Raw genomic sequence first — 17,364 nt, 5'->3', positions numbered from 1 at the left:
CCTGTACGCGCCTGACGTCAATGTACTGAAACGCCGCATTCTACACTACAACAACAATGCGGGGAAATGCTGATACCAGGCAGAAAAGTATCGCTATTATCGTAAGACTTAAAGAGGATATTACGGCTGGCTTTCCGCAGATGCGTTGTCGACGCGGATAAGATCCGGAGGCAGACCGACGCTGAGAATAACCGGCTGCCATTCGCTGCGTGTGGCTAGCTTTGGCGATAAACCGCGGGCGAGTAAAAAGCCGCCAACGCCGCCAAGCACCGCGCCGCAAAGCGCTGCGAGATCCTGGCCGAAGAGCGCCTGGAAAATAGCCCCCATGACAAACAGGCCTACCAGCGGCGACATATAGACCAACACCGCTGAGCCCAGCAGGCTGCTCTCGGCGATGCCTAATTCAACCTTCTGCCCGGCAACCAACGGTTCTGCGCTCGGTACCGCAATAGTGTGCGTGGTTTGCGGACCGAGTTTATTCAGCACACGGCTGCCGCAACCGGCACGCGAAGCGCAGCTGCTACAGGAAGCTTTGACATCACATTCAACCAGCGCGCTACCATTTTGCCAGGAAACGACGGTCGCCCACTCTTTTATCATTGTGCGGCCTTAAATTTGAGACTGTCCGCAATACGTTTTGCGGTTTGCGGCGGCAATTCACCGACGACAGTAATTTCGGCGTTATCGCGAACCGTTGTGCTAACGGTACGACGACCGGTACGCAACATCTGATCGGCGCTATTCTGATTCGCACGGTTAACGTTAACGGAGAAGCTGAACAAACCATCGGAATAGAGGCGAGACTCAACGGGCATATCCATGGTCGGCAGTTGGCGACGGCTGCTGGATACTTCGCTAAACCCCTGTGGCAACCAGGCCGGTTCCCAGTTAAATACCACTTTATCGCCAGCCGGAAGTGAAAGCAGCGGTGGCAAACTGGCTTTCGCCAGTGTTTGCATGCTGTTAGTCACCTGACCGTTAACGGTAACCGCAATAACGCGGAACTGTTCAAGGGTTTCGCCATCACGATCAAGCAAATCAACGCGCATCGGCAGGCGGGTTTCTTCATCCATCCACACGATATAGCTATAACGGGTGCCATCACGCGCCACAACGCGGATCACTTCGCACAACCGGTCAGCAATGCGCGTGCGGCCGACTGAGATGAAATCGTAATAGGGAGAAAGACGTTTGAAGTCGGTATAAACCAGCGACGGCAGTGAATCGACGATGAAGTTGCCGTTAAGCGTGAAAGGTTCAAGACCCGGTTCGAAGTAGCTGATCTCATTGCCACGCTGCACCACTTCGCGGCGGGGGCCGTCCATTTGCAACAACTGCGCAAGCGGCTGATCGTTAAGACGCACATGGCGGTAACGTAACGATTCAACACCCTGCTTATTGATGCTGACGAAAGAGAGTTCGTAGTTGAGCGACTGGCTCGCCACGTTCATTTGCTGCAGCAACGCCCCGGACGAAACATCAGCCGAGGCGTTGACAGAGAAGAACAAGCCAGTAGCCACAAAAGACATGGCACACCAAAGTTGCTTCATTACTGCGATTGCGTTCCTAAAGTTTGATTTCCTGGCACTTGAACAGCGGCTTGCTGTGTTTGCGCCTGCTCAAACTGAAGCTGTTCGGAGTGCAGACGGCGTTGCAGTTCGTAATCCTGCAGCATCGCATTAATGCGACGACGTTGTTCCTGCACCTGCTGTTGCTGACCGGCATTTGCCGTCGCATCAGACGGAACACCCAAACTCACCGGACTGGCTTTACCCATCATCGGCAGCGTATTAAACACTGGCGCTTCGGGCTGTTGGGTTGATTCAGCCGAGCCATTATAGTGCTGGACGCCAACAATTACAGCAAGCGATACGCATGCCGCGACGCCCATCTGAGTAAGCTGGCTGGCCCATGGTCGAACTTTGTGCCAGAACGGCATTTTCTGCCATTGGTGAGGAGCGGGCTGAGCTTCAGGAATCAACGGCGCCGGCGCCTGAACAGCGTCTTTCTCAATCGCAGCCATTACTTGGGCTGAGATATCGAAATGGAGGAGATCGGCGGTATCACCACGCATGGAATCGCGGATGAGATGGTAGCTCTCCCAGGTTTTCTGCATTTCCGGATCCTGAGACAACTCAACGAGCAGCTCACTATCCAGCGTTTCACCATCCATTAAAGCGGAAAGTTGTTCTTTCTGCATGCCTAATACCTTTTTCAGTATCCCGCTATCGTCAACGCCTGATAAGCGGTTGAACTTTATTATCAATAGCTTCCCGCGCACGGAAGATACGCGAACGAACGGTACCTACCGGACAATCCATTATGGCCGCAATCTCTTCATAACTCAGGCCATCCAGCTCCCGCAACGTTATTGCCATGCGTAAATCTTCCGGGAGCGACTCAATGGTACGGAAAACTATTTGTCGCAGTTCTTCTGACAACATTAAGTTCTCAGGGTTCGAAATTTCTTTCAGTGCACCGCCACTTTCGAAGTTTTCTGCTTCAATTGCGTCTACATCACTGGATGGCGGTCTGCGCCCTTGGGCAACCAGGTAATTTTTCGCTGTATTAACCGCAATTCGGTACAGCCAGGTATAAAAAGCACTATCCCCCCTGAATGAATCAAGCGCGCGATAGGCTTTTATAAATGACTCTTGTACGACATCAGGCACATCGCCCGAAGGGACATAACGGGAAACCAGACTCGCCACTTTATGCTGGTAGCGCACCACCAGTAAGTTGAACGCTTTCTGATCTCCTTTCTGGACCCTTTCGACCAGGACCTGATCCGTTAACTGCTCGCTCATCCGAGGTAAAGTCTCCCCAAAACCAATTTCCACGCGTATCCAGAAACGCCACTCCAATACTGCACAATATGAGCAAGCAGCCAATTAGAGGACCGGTCTGTAATAAAGTTCCGTTACGCCTTTGTTTTTGTGCATCGTTCTACAGACTTTTCATTCTGACTCATTATAAGTCTGCAAACTTTGAACAATGTGTTTTCTCAAAGAAAAGACCTTAAGATCGCCAGAGAGTAACGCAATACCGCTTTTTTTTCACCTCTAATACACCTTAGCTAACAAACTGCTTCTTAATATCTTTTTCCCGGATGGATATTTCCGACCCGCTCATCATGTTTAGTCATTAGTACAAAAAGCGCAAAAAACAGTGATCATCTCCAACTTACGGTGCTATGCTGCGCAAACACTGTTTAGTAAATTAAACAAACCATGAAAACGACTCCTGAACTCTCCTGTGATGTACTGGTCATCGGCAGCGGCGCGGCCGGTCTTTCGGTGGCTTTGCGGCTTGCAGACAAACATAAGGTCATTGTTTTAAGCAAAGGGCCCATTAGCGAAGGTTCGACATTTTATGCTCAGGGCGGTATCGCTGCGGTATTTGATGAAACCGACAGCATCGAATCGCATGTGGAAGATACGCTCATTGCCGGCGCCGGAATTGTTGAGCGCCACGCAGCGGAGTTTGTCGCCAGCAACGCGCGCCAGTGTGTCCAGTGGCTGATTGATCAAGGCGTGTTGTTTGATACCGAAGTCGCTGCCAACGGCGAAGCCAGTTACCACCTCACGCGTGAAGGCGGCCATAGCCACCGCCGCATTCTGCATAGCGCCGACGCGACCGGCAAAGAGGTCGAAAACACGCTGGTCACCCAGGCGATTAACCATCCGAACATTCGCGTGCTTGAGCGCTGCAATGCGGTGGATCTGATTATCTCCGACAAAATTGGCCTGGCCGGAACGCGCCGCGTAGTGGGCGCGTGGGTGTGGAACCGTAATAAAGAACAGGTGGAAACCTGTCAGGCAAAAGCCGTGGTGCTGGCAACCGGCGGTGCCTCGAAGGTCTATCAGTACACCACCAATCCGGATATCGCCTCCGGTGACGGCATTGCAATGGCCTGGCGTGCGGGCTGCCGGGTGGCGAATCTGGAGTTTAATCAATTTCACCCTACTGCACTGTTCCACCCGCAAGCACGCAATTTCCTGCTCACGGAAGCATTACGCGGTGAAGGCGCTCATCTGAAACGCCCGGACGGCACGCGTTTCATGCCCGATTTTGACGCGCGAGGTGAATTAGCGCCACGCGATGTGGTCGCCCGCGCGATCGATCATGAAATGAAACGTCTCGGCGTCGATTGCATGTATCTCGATATTAGCCATAAACCGGCTGAATTTATTCGTCACCATTTCCCGATGATTTATGAAAAGTTGCTCGGGCTTGGCATTGATTTAACCAAAGAACCCGTTCCGATTGTACCTGCAGCACATTACACCTGCGGCGGCGTCATGATTGACGATCGCGGGCGTACCGATGTCGACGGGCTGTATGCGATTGGGGAAGTGAGCTATAGCGGTTTACACGGCGCGAACCGCATGGCGTCGAATTCGCTGCTGGAGTGCCTGGTCTATGGCTGGTCGGCGGCGGAAGATATCGCCCACCGGATACCGCATGCCCAGGCGGCTACGACGCTTCCAGCATGGGATGAAAGCCGCGTGGACGATGCCGATGAACGGGTGATTCTGCAACACAACTGGCACGAATTACGGCTGTTTATGTGGGATTACGTCGGCATTGTGCGCACCACTAAACGCCTTGAACGGGCGCAGCGCCGTATTACGTTGTTGCAGCAGGAAATCGATGAGTACTACGCGAACTTCCGTGTTTCGAATAACCTGCTGGAGTTGCGCAACCTGGTGCAAGTCGCGGAGTTAATTGTCCGCTGTGCAATGGCGCGCAAAGAGAGCCGTGGGTTACATTTCACGCTGGATTACCCCGATTTACTGCCGGAATCCGGCCCGACAGTGCTCTCGCCACAAAACTACATAAACAGATAAAACGCCTGGGTCAGCGCGGTGTAACTCTCTGAGTAACGCTGATCTGACCCACGGATCACCAGACGATCGGCAAACAATTCGCCGTCTCGCGGAGAGAATGCCAACAGGACGCGATGAGGCAAACGGCTTTCTGTTTCAGTAACATCCGTACGCAAACGCAGATGCCAGCCCAGTGTCTGCGCTTTGCTGACAAAGGCTTCGCTGATTTCAATCGGCAGAACGACGCAGAAAAAACCCTCTTCCGTAATCAGCGTTGCGCCAATTTCCAGCAAGGACTGATGATCGAGCGTTGTGGTATAGCGCGCTTTTTCGCGCTCCGGCGTGGCGCATTGTACCCCTTCATCAAAATAGGGCGGGTTGCTGACAATCAGATCGTAGCGCGCGGTGTTTTCTATGCTCCACTGGCAGATATCCGCCTGATGCACGGTAATGCGCTCAGCCCACGGCGAAGCCTGAACGTTTTCCTGCGCCTGCTCCGCTGCTTGCTCATCCAGCTCGACAGCATCAATTTTTACTTCTGGCGATGTGCGTTGCGCCAGCATCAGCGCGAGCAGCCCACTACCGGTACCAATGTCCAGCACATGCCGCGCTTTGGAAACTGGCGCCCATGCGCCTAACATCACCCCATCGGTGCCCACTTTCATGGCACAGCGATCGTGAGCAACAAAGAATTCTTTAAACGTGAAGCCGTCACGGCGCAACTGAGCCTTTGACTGGGACATCTTTACAACCTCAATTCGGAAACCGGTGTAGCATAGGGGAAAGCAAAGCGCTGGAAAAGCGATAAGCAGACAACAGATGAAGATTGCAGCCGTAACGTCTATAATCGGCGCCCCACACAGAGGTAGATCATGACTGTAACGACTTTTTCCGAACTCGAACTTGACGACAGCCTGCTGGACGCGCTCCAGAGTAAAGGCTTTACACGCCCGACCGCCATCCAGGCCGCCGCCATTCCGCCTGCGCTTGAAGGGCGTGATGTCCTCGGTTCCGCCCCTACCGGCACCGGTAAAACAGCGGCATATCTGCTGCCTGCGTTGCAGCACCTTCTGGACTTTCCGCGTAAAAAATCCGGCCCGCCGCGCATCCTGATCCTGACGCCGACCCGCGAGCTGGCGATGCAAGTGGCCGATCACGCGCGTGAGCTTGCCGCTAACACGCATCTGGATATCGCCACCATTACCGGCGGTGTAGCGTATATGAACCACGCGGAAGTGTTCAGCGAAAACCAGGATATCGTGGTCGCGACCACTGGCCGCCTGCTGCAATATATTAAAGAAGAAAACTTCGACTGCCGCGCGGTAGAGACGCTGATCCTTGATGAAGCAGACCGCATGCTGGACATGGGCTTCGCGCAAGATATCGAACATATTGCCGGTGAAACCCGCTGGCGCAAGCAGACCATGCTGTTCTCCGCAACACTGGAAGGCGAGGCGATTAAAAATTTTGCCGAGCGCCTGCTGGAAGATCCTGTCGAAGTTTCTGCCACACCATCAACGCGTGAGCGCAAGAAAATTCACCAGTGGTACTACCGTGCCGACGACGTCGCACATAAGACAGCGCTGCTGGTGCATCTGCTCAAGCAACCTGAAGTTAGCCGCTCTATCGTGTTTGTGCGTAAACGCGAGCGCGTGCATGAGCTGGCAAACTGGCTGCGTGAAGCGGGCATTAACAACTGCTATCTCGAAGGTGAGATGGTACAGGCGAAGCGTAACGAAGCGATTAAACGCCTGACGGAAGGCCGTGTGAATGTACTGGTCGCCACCGATGTCGCCGCTCGCGGCATTGATATCGACGATGTCAGCCACGTCTTTAACTTCGATCTGCCGCGCAGCGGCGATACCTACCTGCACCGCATCGGTCGTACGGGTCGCGCAGGCCGTAAAGGCACCGCGATTTCTCTGGTCGAAGCGCACGATCATCTGCTGCTGGGTAAAATTGGCCGTTATGTTGAAGAACCGCTTAAGCCGCGCGTGATAGACGAATTGCGAGCAAAAACGCGAGCGCCCAGTGAAAAGCTGACAGGCAAACCGTCGAAGAAAGTGCTGGCGAAGCGCGAAGAGAAGAAAAAAGAGAAAGAAAAAGAGAAGCCGCGTGTGAAGCAACGCCATCGTGACACCAAAAACATTGGCAAACGACGTAAGCCGAGCGCTGCAAGTACCGCGCCGCAAAATACAGAAGAGTAAAAAAACGCCGGGATATCCCGGCGTTTTTATGTGTGCCTGAAATTACAGGCTTTCAGTAAAGGTACGAGCAATCACGTCGCGCTGCTGTTCTGGAGTCAGAGAGTTAAAACGCACAGCATAACCGGATACACGAATCGTCAGCTGTGGGTATTTTTCCGGGTGTTCAACGGCATCAAGCAGTGTTTCACGACGCAGCACGTTAACGTTCAGGTGCTGGCCGCCTTCAACGCGCACTTCCGGCTTCACTTCCATCGGAATTTCACGGTATTCGATATCACCGAGTTTGCTAACCGCAACAACTTCATCTTCTGCATAACCCGCTTTGGCACACACGCAACGTGCTTCGCCTTTTTCGTTATCGAGCAGCCAGAACGAATTCAGCAGGTTGTCATTGGCAGCTTTAGTAATCTGGATACCAGTAATCATGAATAGCCTCCCTTAGGCACATTATTTGATTCGCCGGAGTCTTTCCGGCCAATTGGTAAAACCATTGTTGTCTGATTGTTTATATACCAGTCCGACATGCGGCATTCTTTGATTTAAATCAATAAAAACCACACAGCAAAAAAGGCTATTGGGGAATACACTTGTTTTATATCAAGTTATGCCAATCGCGCTGACTTAAAATTTTTGTAAATTTTAAAAATATTTTTAGATTTATCGTTCACGTATGACAGTGAATTTTGTTCCGGGGAAATAAGCAGTTAAGCTACGGGGAACGAAATTCGCAGGAGAGCGGGATGACCACTTCATTAACATGGCATGATGTGCTGGCAGAAGAAAAACAGCAGCCGTACTTTATTAACACCCTTAGCACGGTGGCCGCTGAGCGCCAGTCCGGGATAACCATCTATCCGCCGCAGAAAGATGTATTTAACGCCTTTCGCTTCACTGAGCTTGGCGATGTCAAAGTTGTAATCCTCGGTCAGGATCCTTACCACGGCCCGGGACAAGCCCACGGTTTGGCATTTTCTGTTCTTCCGGGCATTGCGCCTCCCCCTTCTCTGCTGAATATGTATAAAGAGCTGGAAGCCAGCATTCCGGGTTTCGTCCGCCCGCAACATGGTTATCTCGAAAGCTGGGCGCGTCAGGGCGTGCTGCTACTTAATACCGTGCTCACTGTGCGCGCCGGTCAGGCGCACTCGCATGCAAGCCTCGGCTGGGAAACCTTCACCGATAAAGTGATTAGCCTGATTAACGAGCATCGCGAAGGTGTGGTATTTCTGCTTTGGGGTTCGCACGCGCAGAAGAAAGGGGCGATTATCGACACAAAACGCCATCATGTTCTGAAAGCACCGCATCCATCACCGCTCTCCGCGCACCGTGGATTTTTTGGCTGTAACCATTTCGTCCTGGCGAATCAATGGCTGGAAAAACAGGGCGAAGCGCCAATCGACTGGATGCCGACACTCCCGGCAGAAAGTGAGTAAAAATCCGCCCTTATAAGAGACGGCAATGATTACGCTCAGGAAGGACGCACTAAAGCCTCTGCCTGGCTCGTGAGATTGAAATCCAAAGGCAATAAAACAGAGCCAAAGCATGTTGATAACCACGCCCGCAAGATGTGGTTTTCAGTGAGTGGAATAAAAAAATGCCAGCATTACGCTGGCATTTTTTAATACACCTGACGTTGCGTTATCAGGCTTTATTTTGACGCCACCACTCTGCCAGCAACACGCCGGTTGCGACAGAAACGTTGAGGCTTTCAACGTTGCCGGTGCCTTCAATTGAGACGCTTAAACCTGCACGAGACAGCGTCACATCAGACAAACCATCACGCTCCTGGCCCAGCACCAGTACCATCTTTTTCGGCAACTCGGCTTTAAACAGCGGCGTCCCGTTATGGCTGGAAGTCGTCACCAGCGCGTAACCCGCCTGACGGAACTCTTCCAGCGCATCGACAAAGCTATCGCCGGTGATCGGCTGAACATGTTCCGCGCCGCCTTCTGCGGTACGGACTGCCGCGCCAGATTCAACCACTGCCGCATCCTGCAGCACCACGCCTTTCACACCGAAATGCGCGCAGCTACGCATAATTGCACCGAGGTTGTGCGGGTTGCCCACATCTTCCAGCGCCAGCACGCAATCTTCTTCTGCAGCATTCGCCACCCATTTCTGGACGCTCAGACCATTACGCTTTTTGATCAGGAAACACACGCCGCCGTGGTGTTCCGTGCCGGAGGCTTTCGCCAGTTCGTCTTCATCAACCACGTGATACGCTTTACGGTTCGCGGCCATCCAGCGCAGGGCTTCTTTAAAACGTGGGGTCACGCTCTGCACAAACCAGGCGCGAACAATCGATTCAGGACGGCTGCTGAACAGTGCCTGGCAGGCATTTTCGCCGTAGACGCGCGTCTCTTCCGCGCGCTGGCGGCGCAGCACTTCCGGATCGATAAAACTTTTACCGCTAATACCACCGTGATCCGGTTTTTCCGGCGTTTCGTCGCCCGGCGCGCGGGAAACGGTACGCCACGGCGAATCACTCTGATTGCTGAAATTGTCTCGCTGCGGGCGGCTTCTGTCATCACGCGCAGGGCGGCCCCGGTCATCGCGGGCAGAACGACTTCTGTCGTCACGGCCAGCACGACCTTTATCATCGCGGGAGGTGCGACGGTCATCGCCACCGCGCGAAGACGTTCCGCTACGCGCTGGCCCTTTCCCGGTGCGCGGGTTGTAGCCACGTTTATCGGAATCATCATCACTGCGGACATACATCACTTTGACCTTGCCGCTTTTATTCTTTAATTCATCGTTCATGCTTTTCTCCACCAGCGCTGCGCGAAGCGCGCAGATTACCTGATGTGCTGGCGCTTAGCCATTAATTCGTTCAAAAGTTATCGGCTATTGTACTCATTGAATAAAACGCGTTGTCGTTTAAAACCTTCTTATCAATAATATGTAACATTGAAGAAACATACCGGCGAAACGCCGCTTTGTACCATCGCTTCCCTGAGGTTAGTTATGAATACCGTATGTGCAAGCTGTCAGGCGCTGAACCGCATTCCTGAAGAAAGAATGAACGACGGCGCGAAATGTGGGCGCTGTGGACATGAGCTGTTCGATGGAGATGTGATCAATGCGACTGGCGAAACCCTGGATAAACTGCTGAAAGATGACCTCCCTGTGGTTGTCGATTTCTGGGCGCCATGGTGCGGCCCGTGCCGCAACTTCGCACCGATTTTCGAAGATGTCGCGGAAGAGCGCAGCGGTAAAGTCCGCTTTGTAAAAGTTAACACCGAAGCCGAACGCGAGCTTAGCGCCCGTTTCCGCATTCGCAGTATTCCAACCATTATGTTGTTCAAAAATGGCGAAGTGGTGGACATGCTAAGCGGCGCGATGCCCAAAGCGCCGTTCGACAGCTGGCTTAACGAATCACTGTAATCCCTTCGGGGCGCATCTTGTGCCCCGTTTTCAGCTCTGCGACAATGGCGTTTTTCTTGCGCGACCTTCATGACCAATAACGCTGTTCTCCAACTCCGTGCTGAGCGCCTTGCCCGCTCGACGCGCCCGTTTCTGGCGCGTGGCAACCGTATTCGCCGCTGCCAGCGCTGCCTGCTGCCGCTGAAAAACTGTCTGTGTGATACCTTAAAACCGGCTTGTGCCAACAGCCGTTTTTGCCTGGTCATGTTCGACACCGAGCCAATGAAACCCAGTAACACGGGGCGTTTGATTGCCGATATCCTGCCTGACACGCAGGCTTTTCAATGGTCGCGTACCGAGCCACCGCAAGCGCTAATCGATTTATGCGCCAGCGAAGCGTACCAACCGATGGTCGTCTTCCCTGCTTCGTATGCAGGTAGCGAACGTCAGGTGTTGAGCACCCCGGCCGCCGGCAAACCGCCACTGTTTATTATGCTGGATGGCACCTGGACCGAAGCGCGGAAAATGTTTCGCAAAAGCCCCTATCTGGATGCATTACCAGTTATCTCCGTCGATCTGTCACGCGTGTCTGCTTATCGCTTACGGGAAGCGCACGCAGACGATCAATACTGCACGGCGGAAGTGGCCATTGCTCTGTTGGATCTGGCTGGCGATAACACCGCCGCGCAAGCGCTCGGCGATCACTTCACTCTGTTTCGTGAACGTTACCTGGCAGGGAAACCGCATCATTCGCCCGCCATCACAGCAAACACCGCAGAAAACGTTTAATATCATCGGGTCACTCTTTTGCGGAGGCCGGTATGAGCCAACGAGGACTGGAAGCGTTATTACGTCCCCGATCGATTGCGGTGGTGGGTGCATCTATGAAGCCGGATCGCGCGGGTTTTTTAATGATGCGCAATTTGCTGGCAGGCGGTTTCGCAGGTCCTGTCTTACCGGTGACGCCCGCCTATAAAGCGGTACAGGGCGTGCTGGCATGGCCGGATGTCGCCAGCCTGCCTTTCACGCCCGATCTTGCGGTGTTGTGTACCCACGCAAAACGTAATTTGACGCTGCTTGAGGCGCTCGGCCAAAAGGGGTGTAAAACCTGCATTATCCTTTCCGCTCCACCAGAGCAACATGCCGATTTGCTCGCCTGCGCAGGCCGCTACCAGATGCGGTTGCTTGGCCCGAACAGCCTGGGCTTACTCGCTCCCTGGCAAGGGCTGAACGCCAGTTTCTCGCCGGTGCCGATTACACGCGGCAAACTGGCGTTTATTTCCCAGTCTGCCGCCGTCTCTAATACCATACTCGACTGGGCGCAGCAGCGGGAAATGGGGTTTTCTTATTTCATCGCACTCGGCGATAGCCTCGATATTGATGTTGATGAACTGCTCGATTTCCTGGCGCGCGACAGTAAAACCAGCGCCATTCTGCTCTATCTGGAACAGCTAAGTGATGCCCGCCGCTTTGTTTCCGCCGCACGTAGTGCATCGCGTAATAAACCGATTCTGGTCATAAAAAGCGGGCGCAGCCCGGAAGCGCAGCGTCTGCTGCATTCCCATGCGGGGCTCGATCCGGCCTGGGATGCGGCTATTCAGCGCGCCGGTTTATTGCGGGTACAGGATACCCATGAGCTTTTTTCCGCCGTCGAAACGCTCAGCCATATGCGCCCGTTGCGCGGCGAACGGTTGATGATCATCAGTAATGGCGCGGCACCCGCCGCATTGGCACTCGACGAACTGTGGTCACGCAACGGCAAGCTGGCCACGCTGAGTGAAGAGACGATCACGCAGCTGCGCGCCGTACTGCCGGAGTATGTGGAACCCGCTAACCCGCTGGACTTACGCGATGACGCCAGCAGCGAGCGTTACATCGCAGCGTTGAATATTCTGCTCGACAGCCAGGATTACGATGCGCTGATGGTGATCCACGCACCCAGCGCCGCAGCGCCTGGCAGCGAAAGCGCGGTGGCGTTAATTGACGCGCTGAAAAAACACCCGCGCGGGAAATACGTCACCGTATTGACCAACTGGTGCGGTGAGTTTTCCTCGCAGGAAGCACGGCGTCTGTTCAGCGAAGCCGGGTTGCCGACTTATCGAACCCCGGAAGGCACCATTACGGCCTTTATGCATATGGTGGAATATCGGCGAAACCAGAAGCAACTGCGTGAAACACCGGCGATCTCCGTGAGCCTGACAGCTGATACTGCCGCAGCGCACAACCTTCTGCAGCAGGCGCTGGCCGATGGCGCATCAACGCTGGATACCCACGAAGTACAACCGATCCTGCGCGCCTGGGGGCTACAAACGCTGCCAACATGGATTGCCAGCGACAGTGCGGAAGCCGTGCATATCGCCGAACAGATTGGCTACCCGGTCGCGCTGAAATTGCGCTCTCCGGATATCCCGCATAAGTCGGAAGTCCAGGGGGTAATGCTTTATCTGCGCACCGCAAAAGAGGTGCAGCAGGCTGCTGATGCGATTATCGATCGCGTCAAAATGAACTGGCCGCAGGCGCGCATCCATGGCTTGCAAGTGCAGAGCATGGCGAACCGTGCTGGCGCGCAGGAACTGCGTGTCGTGGTCGAACACGATCCGGTTTTCGGCCCGCTGATCATGTTAGGTGAAGGCGGCGTTGAGTGGCGGGCAGAGGATCAAGCCGCAGTGGCGCTTCCGCCACTGAACATGAACCTGGCGCGCTACCTGGTCATTCAGGCGATCAAAAGTAAAAAGATCCGTGGGCGCAGCGCATTACGCACGCTGGATATCGCTGGTCTGAGCCAGTTTTTAGTTCAGGTCTCAAATTTGATTGTCGATTGCCCGGAAATCGAACGACTCGATATTCACCCTTTGCTGGCTTCCGGCAGCGAATTCACGGCGCTGGATGTCACAATGTCTATTGCGCCCAGCGCCGGGAACGGTGAGACGCGTCTTGCGATTCGCCCCTATCCGCAGCATCTGGAAGAACATGTTGAGATGAGAAATGGCGAACAGTGCCTGTTCCGACCGATTCTTCCCGAAGACGAACCCCAGTTGCAGGCGTTTATCGCCATGGTGACCAAAGAAGATCTCTACTATCGCTACTTTAGCGAGATCAACGAATTTACCCACGATGATTTAGCGAATATGACGCAGATCGACTACGATCGGGAAATGGCCTTCGTGGCCGTGCGCAGCACCGATCAGGGCGAAGAGATTTTGGGCGTAACCCGCGCTATTTCCGATCCGGATAATATCGACGCTGAATTTGCCGTGCTGGTGCGATCCGATTTGAAAGGGCTCGGGCTCGGACGACGTTTACTTGAAAAGCTCATCAGTTATACCCGGGATCACGGACTTAAGCGCTTGAATGGTATTACTATGCCCAATAATCGCGGCATGGTGACGCTGGCGCGTAAACTGGGATTCGATGTCGATATCCAACTGGAAGATGGCATAGTCGGTTTGTCGCTCCATCTGACCCAGACAGAGTAATCCCGAGTAAGGTACTGGAAATGTTGACCACTTTAGCAGGCTCGGTGTTATTATTGCCCGCTTATGTCGTCTGCATGCTACAGAAGACCCTTCAATAAACAGAGAAGAAACGCACTGTGATGTTGTCAAAATTTAAGCGTAATAAACATCAACAACACCTTGCCCAATTACCCAAGATTTCTCAGTCAGCTGATGACATAGAGTTCTTCTATGCGCCTGCTGATTTCAGGGCGACGCTGCTTGCGAAGATAGCCAACGCGACGCGCCGGATCTATATCATTGCCCTGTATCTTGAGCAGGATGATGGCGGGAAAGGAATTCTGAACGCGCTGTATGAAGCAAAACGCCAGCGCCCGGAGCTGGATGTTCGCGTCCTCGTAGACTGGCATCGCGCTCAGCGCGGACGTATTGGCGCAGCAGCGTCAAATACCAATGCGGACTGGTACTGCCGTCTGGCGCAGGAAAACCCGGGCGTTGTCGTTCCCGTTTACGGCGTGCCGGTTAATACCCGCGAAGCGCTTGGCGTGCTCCACTTCAAAGGCTTTATTATTGATGACTGCGTGCTGTATAGCGGCGCGAGCCTTAACGATGTTTACCTGCATCAGCACGATAAATACCGCTATGACCGTTATCAGCTGATCCGCAATCCGCAGATGGCGGACGTAATGCAAGGCTGGGTTGAGCAGAATCTGATCCAGGGCCGCGGCGTGAATCGCCTTGACGATCTGCAGCGTCCGAAAAGCCCGGAAATCAAAAATGATATTCGCCTGTTCCGCCAGGAATTGCGCGATGCGTCGTACCATTTCCAGGGCGATGCGGATAACGAACAACTGGCAGTGACTCCGCTGGTTGGTCTGGGTAAATCCAGCCTGCTGAATAAGACGATTTTCCATCTGATGCCGTGCGCAGAGCACAAGCTGACGATTTGTACGCCCTATTTCAACCTGCCTGCGGTACTGGTTCGCAATATTATTCAGTTGCTGCGCGAGGGGAAAAAAGTCGAAATAATCGTTGGCGATAAGACGGCGAATGACTTTTTCATTCCTGAAGATGAGCCGTTTAAGATTATCGGCGCGTTACCTTATCTGTATGAGATCAACCTGCGTCGTTTCTTAAGCCGCCTGCAATATTACGTGAATACCGATCAGCTCGTCGTTCGCCTGTGGAAAGATGATGATAACAGCTACCACCTGAAAGGGATGTGGGTTGACGATGAGTGGATCTTGCTCACCGGGAACAACCTGAACCCACGCGCCTGGCGTCTGGATCTGGAAAACGCAGTGCTTATCCACGATCCAAAACATGAGCTGGCCGCACAGCGTGATAAAGAGCTGGAACTTATTCGCACGCACACCACCGTGGTAAATCATTACCGCGATTTGCAGAGCATTGCGGATTACCCGGTTAAAGTGCGTAAGCTGATACGCCGCCTGCGCCGTATCCGAATTGATAAGCTGATTAGCCGCATTCTTTAACATTAAGCCCTGTCTCTGTGACGGGGCTTTTTTTCAGGTCTTTCAATGAAATACACCTTGCTGGCAACAACGTTGCTGCTGACAGGCTGTAGCCATATGGCGAACGATAGCTGGAGCGGTCAAGATAAAGCGCAACATTTTCTTGCTTCGGCCATGCTTTCGGCAGCCGGGAACGAATACGCGCAACATCAGGGCACCAGCCGTGACCGCAGTGCGATATATGGTCTGATGTTTTCTGTTAGCCTTGGCGCATCGAAAGAGTTATGGGATAGCCGCCCGGCAGGGAGCGGCTGGAGCTGGAAAGATTTCGCATGGGATGTTGCCGGCGCCACAACTGGTTTTGCCGTGTGGCAACTGGCAAGATAGACACTAAAGCCGGATGCCTTTCCCTTTGCGATGCAGCATCAGTGAAACCAGAAATGCCAATGCGCCCATCACGGTAACGTACCAGAAAAAAGTGCTTTCAAAACCGACCGATTTCAGCGACAGCGCAACATACTCAGCCGAACCACCAAACAGCGCATTCGCTACGGCATAAGATAACCCGACACCTAACGCACGAACCTGCGCCGGGAACATTTCGGCTTTCAGGATCCCACTGATCGAGGTATAGAAACTGACGATCACTAACGCCAGCATAACCAACGCGAACGCGGCATAAGGTGAAGTAACACTATGGAGAGCACTGAGAATCGGGACAGTGCAAAATGTGGCAAGACCGCCGAACAGCAACATTGAATTACGACGGCCTATCTTATCCGACAGCGCGCCAATAACGGGTTGAATCAGCATAAAGACAAATAACGCAACTGTCATAATGACGCTGGCAACGTTGGCATGCATTCCGGCGGTATTAACCAGATATTTTTGCATATAGGTGGTAAAGGTGTAGAACGCCAGTGAGCCGCCAGCCGTAAAACCAAGCACCATAATGAAAGCCTTGCGGTTACGCCACAGCCCTTTTAGCGATCCCGCCTCTTTCAAGGTCCGTACCTCTTGCCGCGAGGTTTCATCAAGTTGTCGGCGTAGCCACAGCGCAACGATAGCCAGTGCAGCACCGAGCGCAAACGGAATACGCCAACCCCAGGCACGTAAATCCTCGTCGCTCAGAACCTGTTGCAATACCACAACAACCAGTAAAGCCAGCAACTGCCCGCCGATCAGCGTGACATACTGGAATGATGCGTAAAACCCTTTACGCCCTTCCACTGCAACTTCGCTCATATAAGTCGCGCTTGTACCGTATTCACCGCCTACTGATAGCCCCTGGAACAGGCGCGCCAGCAATAATAATGCTGGCGCCCAGGTACCAATGGACTCATAACCGGGTAAGCAGGCGATGACCAGCGATCCCAGGCACATCATACACACCGAGATAAGCATTGATGCCTTACGTCCGCGCCTGTCAGCGATACGGCCAAATAACCAGCCGCCGATCGGTCGCATCAGAAAGCCTGCGGCAAAAACCCCCGCCGTTTGTAATAGCTGAGTCGTTGCGTTGCCGGCGGGGAAAAAGATATGCGCGAAATAGAGGGAGCAAAAGGAGTAGACATAGAAATCAAACCATTCAACCAGGTTACCTGATGAAGCGCCAATGATCGCCCATACTCTGCGTCGGGTATCGCTGCTGGTGAGCGAGTCTCGTGTTGTCACACTGCTTTCTGCCATTCTATTGATACTCCTGCTAGATATTTGGGAGATATGAACCTCGTGAATATCCATATCCACTCAGCGCAAAAAATCAAAATGTTACACATTTGTTATATCTCAGGAGTGATTTACATCACATTTCAACTTAGCAAGGTAAGTAATTCAGAATAGGGGCATATGTGGACTTATACAAAAAGCCCAAACTTTCGCATGAGGCTTTGTTCTGAGCAGGCAGTCACGCCTGTTGTGCGCTGGCTCAGGCAAGTGGATTAATTTGCGGGTGCTTACTACCTGTTTCACATGAAGCGTTCTGTCGGGCAGATGAAAGGTTAAAACCGCTATCACAGACATGTTTTACCGCATCCGA

16 protein-coding genes are annotated in these 17,364 nt (G+C 53.3%); 8 read left to right on the top strand and 8 right to left on the bottom strand.

All coding sequences use genetic code 11. The annotated features are described in order from the left end of the window. Nucleotides 1-120: 120 nt before the first annotated feature. From rseC to rpoE, 4 genes are read right to left on the bottom strand one after another with little or no spacing between them, the layout of a single operon-like run. Entirely contained in the window at nt 121-600 is a 480-nt protein-coding gene (gene rseC / locus ACFX4U_RS18465) for a SoxR-reducing system protein RseC (RefSeq protein ID WP_017459041.1), read from the bottom strand. Then, nucleotides 597-1,550, bottom strand: coding sequence for a sigma-E factor regulatory protein RseB (rseB, locus tag ACFX4U_RS18460; protein ID WP_200550116.1), 954 nt, complete (start codon nt 1,548-1,550; stop codon nt 597-599). The genes rseC and rseB overlap by 4 nt, the downstream gene beginning before the upstream one ends. Further along, on the bottom strand, nt 1,550-2,200 hold the full coding sequence (gene rseA / locus ACFX4U_RS18455; protein ID WP_065370326.1) for an anti-sigma-E factor RseA: 651 nt from the start codon (nt 2,198-2,200) through the stop codon (nt 1,550-1,552). The genes rseB and rseA overlap by 1 nt, the downstream gene beginning before the upstream one ends. Nucleotides 2,201-2,231: 31 nt before the next feature. Further along, nucleotides 2,232-2,807, bottom strand: a complete 576-nt coding sequence (gene rpoE / locus ACFX4U_RS18450; protein WP_000003307.1) for an RNA polymerase sigma factor RpoE — start codon at nt 2,805-2,807, stop codon at nt 2,232-2,234. Nucleotides 2,808-3,230: 423 nt separating this feature from the next. Between rpoE and nadB the strand changes: the two genes are divergently transcribed. Then, complete coding sequence (gene nadB, locus ACFX4U_RS18445; RefSeq protein ID WP_313510510.1) at nt 3,231-4,850, top strand: L-aspartate oxidase; 1,620 nt, start codon at nt 3,231-3,233, stop codon at nt 4,848-4,850. Here nadB and ACFX4U_RS18440 read toward each other — a convergent pair. Then, a complete protein-coding gene (locus ACFX4U_RS18440) occupies nt 4,835-5,674 on the bottom strand; it encodes a tRNA1(Val) (adenine(37)-N6)-methyltransferase (RefSeq protein ID WP_380218644.1) in 840 nt (279 codons plus the stop codon). The genes nadB and ACFX4U_RS18440 overlap by 16 nt on opposite strands. Before the next feature lie 27 nt (nt 5,675-5,701). Between ACFX4U_RS18440 and srmB the strand changes: the two genes are divergently transcribed. Beyond that, nucleotides 5,702-7,036, top strand: coding sequence for an ATP-dependent RNA helicase SrmB (gene srmB, locus ACFX4U_RS18435; protein WP_305735292.1), 1,335 nt, complete (start codon nt 5,702-5,704; stop codon nt 7,034-7,036). 42 nt (nt 7,037-7,078) lie between these two features. On the opposite strand, the gene grcA is transcribed toward srmB, so the two are convergent. Next, entirely contained in the window at nt 7,079-7,462 is a 384-nt protein-coding gene (gene grcA, locus ACFX4U_RS18430) for an autonomous glycyl radical cofactor GrcA (protein WP_065370323.1), read from the bottom strand. Nucleotides 7,463-7,776: 314 nt separating this feature from the next. Between grcA and ung the strand changes: the two genes are divergently transcribed. Continuing rightward, nucleotides 7,777-8,466: a uracil-DNA glycosylase gene (ung, locus tag ACFX4U_RS18425; protein ID WP_305735291.1), complete on the top strand. Its 690-nt coding sequence runs from the start codon at nt 7,777-7,779 to the stop codon at nt 8,464-8,466. 208 nt (nt 8,467-8,674) lie between these two features. Here the strand turns inward: ung and ACFX4U_RS18420 are convergent, their stop codons facing one another. Continuing rightward, nucleotides 8,675-9,793 (bottom strand): tRNA/rRNA methyltransferase, encoded by a 1,119-nt coding sequence (locus tag ACFX4U_RS18420; protein ID WP_313510507.1) that lies wholly within the window; start codon nt 9,791-9,793, stop codon nt 8,675-8,677. Nucleotides 9,794-9,997: 204 nt separating this feature from the next. On the opposite strand from ACFX4U_RS18420, the gene trxC reads away from it, so the two are divergent. The 5 genes from trxC to ACFX4U_RS18395 all read left to right on the top strand — a co-directional run bounded on the left by trxC (nt 9,998) and on the right by ACFX4U_RS18395 (nt 15,713). Then, on the top strand, nt 9,998-10,417 hold the full coding sequence (trxC, locus tag ACFX4U_RS18415; RefSeq protein WP_020454759.1) for a thioredoxin TrxC: 420 nt from the start codon (nt 9,998-10,000) through the stop codon (nt 10,415-10,417). Nucleotides 10,418-10,486: 69 nt separating this feature from the next. After that, the gene (locus ACFX4U_RS18410; RefSeq protein WP_313510503.1) at nt 10,487-11,185 is read left to right on the top strand and encodes a tRNA-uridine aminocarboxypropyltransferase; all 699 of its coding nucleotides are present in this window, start codon (nt 10,487-10,489) and stop codon (nt 11,183-11,185) included. A 32-nt stretch (nt 11,186-11,217) separates the two neighbouring features. Continuing rightward, a complete protein-coding gene (gene pat / locus ACFX4U_RS18405; RefSeq protein ID WP_313510501.1) occupies nt 11,218-13,872 on the top strand; it encodes a protein lysine acetyltransferase in 2,655 nt (884 codons plus the stop codon). 119 nt (nt 13,873-13,991) lie between these two features. Continuing rightward, nucleotides 13,992-15,347 carry a CDP-diacylglycerol--serine O-phosphatidyltransferase gene (gene pssA, locus ACFX4U_RS18400; protein WP_313510500.1) on the top strand — a complete coding sequence of 452 codons (1,356 nt, stop codon included), beginning with the start codon at nt 13,992-13,994 and terminating at the stop codon, nt 15,345-15,347. A 45-nt stretch (nt 15,348-15,392) separates the two neighbouring features. Next, entirely contained in the window at nt 15,393-15,713 is a 321-nt protein-coding gene (locus ACFX4U_RS18395) for a YfiM family lipoprotein (RefSeq protein ID WP_305735287.1), read from the top strand. Between the two features lie 3 nt (nt 15,714-15,716). Here the strand turns inward: ACFX4U_RS18395 and ACFX4U_RS18390 are convergent, their stop codons facing one another. Beyond that, nucleotides 15,717-17,015, bottom strand: a complete 1,299-nt coding sequence (locus tag ACFX4U_RS18390; RefSeq protein ID WP_305735286.1) for an MFS family transporter — start codon at nt 17,013-17,015, stop codon at nt 15,717-15,719. Nucleotides 17,016-17,364 lie beyond the last annotated feature (349 nt).

The organism is Kosakonia sp. YIM B13588, assembly GCF_042788165.1.
Classification (GTDB): Bacteria; Pseudomonadota; Gammaproteobacteria; order Enterobacterales; family Enterobacteriaceae; genus Kosakonia; species Kosakonia sacchari.
This window is presented reverse-complemented; position numbering and strand designations above follow the sequence as displayed.

What these genes read in the sequence shown, in the direction of transcription:
- rseC (WP_017459041.1), bottom strand. Translation starts at nt 600, where the DNA reads ATGATAAAAGAGTGGGCGACCGTCGTTTCCTGGCAAAATGGTAGCGCG.
- rseB (WP_200550116.1), bottom strand. Translation starts at nt 1,550, where the DNA reads ATGAAGCAACTTTGGTGTGCCATGTCTTTTGTGGCTACTGGCTTGTTC.
- rseA (WP_065370326.1), bottom strand. Translation starts at nt 2,200, where the DNA reads ATGCAGAAAGAACAACTTTCCGCTTTAATGGATGGTGAAACGCTGGAT.
- rpoE (WP_000003307.1), bottom strand. Translation starts at nt 2,807, where the DNA reads ATGAGCGAGCAGTTAACGGATCAGGTCCTGGTCGAAAGGGTCCAGAAA.
- nadB (WP_313510510.1), top strand. Translation starts at nt 3,231, where the DNA reads ATGAAAACGACTCCTGAACTCTCCTGTGATGTACTGGTCATCGGCAGC.
- srmB (WP_305735292.1), top strand. Translation starts at nt 5,702, where the DNA reads ATGACTGTAACGACTTTTTCCGAACTCGAACTTGACGACAGCCTGCTG.
- grcA (WP_065370323.1), bottom strand. Translation starts at nt 7,462, where the DNA reads ATGATTACTGGTATCCAGATTACTAAAGCTGCCAATGACAACCTGCTG.
- ung (WP_305735291.1), top strand. Translation starts at nt 7,777, where the DNA reads ATGACCACTTCATTAACATGGCATGATGTGCTGGCAGAAGAAAAACAG.
- ACFX4U_RS18420 (WP_313510507.1), bottom strand. Translation starts at nt 9,793, where the DNA reads ATGAACGATGAATTAAAGAATAAAAGCGGCAAGGTCAAAGTGATGTAT.
- trxC (WP_020454759.1), top strand. Translation starts at nt 9,998, where the DNA reads ATGAATACCGTATGTGCAAGCTGTCAGGCGCTGAACCGCATTCCTGAA.
- ACFX4U_RS18410 (WP_313510503.1), top strand. Translation starts at nt 10,487, where the DNA reads ATGACCAATAACGCTGTTCTCCAACTCCGTGCTGAGCGCCTTGCCCGC.
- pat (WP_313510501.1), top strand. Translation starts at nt 11,218, where the DNA reads ATGAGCCAACGAGGACTGGAAGCGTTATTACGTCCCCGATCGATTGCG.
- pssA (WP_313510500.1), top strand. Translation starts at nt 13,992, where the DNA reads ATGTTGTCAAAATTTAAGCGTAATAAACATCAACAACACCTTGCCCAA.
- ACFX4U_RS18395 (WP_305735287.1), top strand. Translation starts at nt 15,393, where the DNA reads ATGAAATACACCTTGCTGGCAACAACGTTGCTGCTGACAGGCTGTAGC.
- ACFX4U_RS18390 (WP_305735286.1), bottom strand. Translation starts at nt 17,015, where the DNA reads ATGGCAGAAAGCAGTGTGACAACACGAGACTCGCTCACCAGCAGCGAT.